This is a genomic window from Rhodococcus sp. P3_B8, assembly GCF_056402775.1.
On the sequence record NZ_JBFUGT010000455.1, the window covers coordinates 1 to 3,968 of the forward strand.

At 68.6% G+C, this 3,968-nt stretch carries 4 protein-coding genes; 2 read left to right on the plus strand and 2 right to left on the minus strand.

Going from position 1 to position 3,968, the window contains the following annotated elements:
* Positions 1-834, plus strand: an 834-nt coding sequence (nadC, locus tag AC1D1G_RS42740; protein WP_477956656.1) for a carboxylating nicotinate-nucleotide diphosphorylase, incomplete at its 5' end; no start/stop codon positions are given.
* 51 nt (positions 835-885) lie between these two features.
* Here nadC and AC1D1G_RS42745 read toward each other — a convergent pair.
* Both AC1D1G_RS42745 and AC1D1G_RS42750 read right to left on the minus strand, forming a co-directional pair.
* Positions 886-1,515, minus strand: coding sequence for a LysE family transporter (locus AC1D1G_RS42745; protein WP_164062963.1), 630 nt, complete (start codon positions 1,513-1,515; stop codon positions 886-888).
* A gap of 37 nt (positions 1,516-1,552) precedes the next feature.
* Entirely contained in the window at positions 1,553-2,830 is a 1,278-nt protein-coding gene (locus AC1D1G_RS42750; protein WP_477956657.1) for a glycoside hydrolase family 1 protein, read from the minus strand.
* An 87-nt stretch (positions 2,831-2,917) separates the two neighbouring features.
* Between AC1D1G_RS42750 and AC1D1G_RS42755 the strand changes: the two genes are divergently transcribed.
* The coding region (locus AC1D1G_RS42755; RefSeq protein ID WP_477956658.1) for an acyl-CoA dehydrogenase family protein at positions 2,918-3,968 on the plus strand (1,051 nt) is incomplete at its 3' end.

Sequence of the window (3,968 nt, forward strand, 5' to 3'; positions counted from 1 at the left end):
GACGAGGTGCGTGCGCTCGTGCGTCTCGCCCTGGACGAGGACCTGCGGTACGGACCGGACGTGACGTCGTCGTCYACGGTCCCGGCCGACGCGGTGGCCAAGGCGTCCGTGGTCTCCCGTGCGCACGGCACCGTCGCCGGCCTCGACGTGGGACTGCTGGTGCTCGACGAGGTGATCGGGGCGGGCCGCTACCAGGTTCTCGACCGGGTCGCCGACGGTGCCCGGGTCGTGCCCGGCCAGGCCGTGCTGACGGTCACCGCGCCCACGCAGGGTTTGCTCACCGCGGAGCGGACGATGCTCAATCTGGTGTGCCACCTGTCCGGCATCGCCACGGCGACGTCCGCCTGGGTGGACGCGGTCGAGGGCACCGGCGCGAAGATCCGCGACAGTCGCAAGACGCTGCCGGGACTGCGCGGCCTGCAGAAGTACGCCGTCCGGGTGGGCGGCGGCGTGAATCACCGCATGGGGCTCGGCGACGCGGCCCTGATCAAGGACAACCACGTCGCGGCCGCCGGTTCGGTGGTGGCGGCGCTGCGGGCGGTGCGCGCGGCGGCACCGGACATCGAGTGCGAGGTGGAGGTCGACAGCCTCGAGCAACTCGACGAGGTGCTGGCCGAGAACGTCGAACTGGTGCTGCTCGACAACTTCCCGCTCTGGCAGACGCAGATCGCCGTGCAACGCCGTGACGCGAACGCCCCCGGCACCAAGCTGGAGTCGTCGGGCGGTCTCACGCTGGACGTCGCGGCCGAGTACGCCGGAACCGGAGTCGACTACCTCGCGGTCGGTGCGCTCACCCATTCCGTCACCGTGCTGGATCTCGGCCTCGACATGTGACCCCACCCGTGAGTACTTATCAACCGCCCGCGGTTGATAAGTACTCACGGGTCAGACGGCGCGGCGCACCGTCGCCAGGAACGTGGCCGCGACGAAGAACAATCCGGAGAACGTCCGGTTGGTGGCGCGCTGCTGGCGTGGTGACCGCATCAGCCGCAGGACCTTCGACGCCAGCCCGGTGTAGCCGGTCATGACGACGACATCGACCGCGATCATGGTGGCGGCGATGATCAGGTACTGGGGGAGCAGGGGCGCCGACGGGGTGATGAACTGTGGGAGCACCGCGAGCATGAAGACGACGGCCTTCGGGTTGCTGGCATTGACCAGGAAGCCGCGCAGGGTCATCGCGGGACCGCTGGTCTCGGCGACCTCGCCGTCGACGCCGGACACGTCGGTCGCACTCGCCCGCCACTGGCGGATGCCGAGATACACCAGGTACGCGACGCCGAACCACTTGATCACCGTGAACGCGAGTGTCGAGTTCGCGAGCAGCGCCCCGAGTCCGGCGGCGACCACCGCGATCTGCAGCAGCAACCCCAGCTGGAGACCCGCGATGTTCCAGTAGCCCCGACGCAACCCGAACCGCATCCCCGTGGCCATCGACGCGATCGCGCCGGCCCCCGGGGACAGACTGATCACGCACGAGGCCCCGAGCACTGCACACCACATCTGCCACGACACCAGGTGATGGTACGTCGCGCCCCGGGCGGCACCCGTTCTACGGGGGATCGGTGCAGCTGAGGGGCGGATTCACGAGGGAACAGAGTGCGGCAGGGCGTTCGGGTCCGTAGCCGGGCGGGAGCCCGTTCGCGACGAGGTCCCGGTAGGTGGTCACCGCATCGGTCGGTCGGCGGGTGAGGGTGGGATCGGTCAGCGCGTCGACGGTGAACAGGCCGAACCGGGGACGGTACGTGCCCCACTCGTAGTTGTCGGTGATCGACCAGTAGTTGTATCCGATCACCGGGGCGCCGTCCGCGCGTGCCCGCTCCAGCCAGTAGACGTGATCGCGGAGATGATCGGACCGGGTGTAGCCGTCCGGGCGCGGTGTCCCGTCGTCGGTGGGCATGCCGTTCTCCACGACGTACAGCGGTAGTCCCGGAAATTTTCCGGTGTACCGCATCAGGGCGTGGTAGATGCCGTCCGGTTGGGGGTTGATGTCGTAGAAGGCGTCGGTGACCGCATGTGCCGCGGTGAGGTTGTCGGGGGAGAGGCCGTAGTAGTAGTCGACGCCGAGGAAGTCGAGCTTGTCGCGGATCCGGTCGACGAAGGTGGCGTCGAGCGCGTCCATGGCGGCCGGGACGTATGCGAGGTTGCTGCTCGCCCGGGCGCCGGGGTCGTTCTCGTGGATCAGGTCGTAGGCGCGGCGGTGGGCCTCGACGAGCCGGTCGAGCATCTGCGGGGCCCGGTCGGGGGTGATGCCACCGAACGTCAGCTCCTTCTGCACGTACACGGTCGGTTCGTTGATCGTGATCCAGAGCGCACCGAGACCGGAATAGCGCTCGATCACTTTCTGCGCGTTCGCGAGCCAGTCGTCGACGGTGTCCGGGTCGGCCCAGCCGCCCTGATCGGCGACCCACCCCGGATACACCCAGTGGTCGAGGGTGATCATCGGGGTCATGCCGCGGCTGGTGATCTCGTGGACGACGTCGTCGTAGTACCGCAGTTCGGTCTCGTCCCACACGCCCGGGGCGGGCTGCAGGCGGGCCCATTCGACGCCGAACCGGAAGACGTCGACACCCAGGTCCGCGGCGCGGGTGATGTCCTCGGTGTACCGGTGACGGAAGTCGACGGAGCTGCCGATCGCGTCGTGGGTCCGTCCGGAGTCGGAATACCGCCGCCAGTTGCTGTCGGGTGAGGAACCCTCCGATTGGAACCCGGACGTCGCCACGCCCCACAGGAAGTCGTCGGGGAGAGGGGCGGCGTGCGCCGCGGTCGCGGGCGCCAGCAAGCACAGGAGGACCGCGCCGGCGCCCAGGAGTCGCGAGGGAGTCCGCATCGGCCGAAGAGTAGCGGAAACGCTGTCCCGAGTGCGCCGATTGAGTGATACTGGTGAGTAGGACTACCCGCCAGTAGGAGGCGCGTCATGGTCGATACCTCAGCTCCGAAGGTCACCGAGGAAGAAGCACGAGCGGTCGCGGAGGAGGCGAGGGAATCCGGCTGGGACAAACCCTCCTTCGCGAAAGAACTGTTTCTGGGACGGTTCCGGCTGGATCTGGTTCATCCCTTCCCCCGCCCGGCCACCGAGGACGCCGCCAAGGCCGAGGAATTCCTCATTCGCCTCCGCGCCTACTGCGAGGAGATGGACGGCAGCGTCATCGAGTCCCAGTCGCGCATTCCCGACGAATACGTCCGCGGTCTCGCCGACCTCGGGTGCTTCGGCCTGAAGATCTCGGAGGAGTACGGCGGCCTCGGACTCTCGCAAGTCGCGTACAACCGGGCCTTGATGCTCGTCGCCTCGGTGCATCCAAGTCTGGGCGCCCTGCTGTCCGCGCATCAATCGATCGGCGTCCCCGAACCGCTCAAGCTGGCCGGCACCCCCGAGCAGAAGCGCGAGTTCCTGCCGCGCTGCGCCCGCGGCGCCATCTCCGCCTTCCTCCTCACCGAACCCGACGTCGGTTCCGACCCCGCGCGGCTGGCGTCCTCCGCGACCCCCATCGAGGGCGGTGCCGCCTACGAGCTCGACGGCGTGAAGCTGTGGACGACCAACGGCGTCGTCGCCGAACTGCTCGTCGTCATGGCGCGGGTACCCAAGAGCGAAGGCCACCGCGGCGGCATCTCCGCCTTCGTCGTCGAGGCCGACACCCCGGGCATCACCGTCGAACGGCGCAACGCGTTCATGGGACTGCGGGGGATCGAGAACGGCGTCACCCGCATGTACAAGGTCCGCGTTCCCGCCGAGAACCTGATCGGCCGGGAAGGTGACGGACTCAAGATCGCGCTCACCACCCTCAACGCCGGCAGGCTGGCGATTCCGGCGATGTGCGCCGGGGCCGGGAAGTGGTCGCTGAAGATCGCCCGCGAGTGGTCGGGCGTCCGCGTCCAGTGGGGCAAGCCGATCGCCGAGCACACTGCCGTCGCCAACAAACTGTCGTTCATGGCCGCGACCACCTATGCCCTCGAGGCCGTGGTGGACC

Coding starts and splice junctions, on each gene's coding strand:
- AC1D1G_RS42750 (WP_477956657.1), bottom strand. CDS start 2,830: ATGCGGACTCCCTCGCGACTCCTGGGCGCCGGCGCGGTCCTCCTGTGC.